Raw genomic sequence first — 223 nt, 5'->3', positions numbered from 1 at the left:
GTGAAGCCCGGATCGCACAGAAGGCGTCCGCCGATTTCGACCGGCGGGAAGACGGGCGTGATGGCGGATGTCGCCAGGAGGTGCTCGGGCGCAACCTCCCCCTGCGCGGTATCGAAGACAACCTCGTCGCCCGTTTCCAAATCGACGCAGACGGCGGTGAAGCGGATGTCGCCCCGGTTCAACCGTCCGAAATCGATAAGCCGCTCCAGGGTGTCCCGCAGCG

Annotated in this window: 1 protein-coding gene; it reads right to left on the bottom strand. The window is 65.9% G+C overall.

Features of this window, described 5'->3' with window-relative positions:
- Nucleotides 1–223, bottom strand: a 223-nt coding sequence (locus tag E4K09_RS21995; RefSeq protein WP_425293872.1) for a patatin-like phospholipase family protein, incomplete at both ends; no start/stop codon positions are given.

This window comes from Microvirga pakistanensis, assembly GCF_004458765.1.
GTDB lineage: Bacteria > Pseudomonadota > Alphaproteobacteria > Rhizobiales > Beijerinckiaceae > Microvirga > Microvirga pakistanensis.
This window is presented reverse-complemented; position numbering and strand designations above follow the sequence as displayed.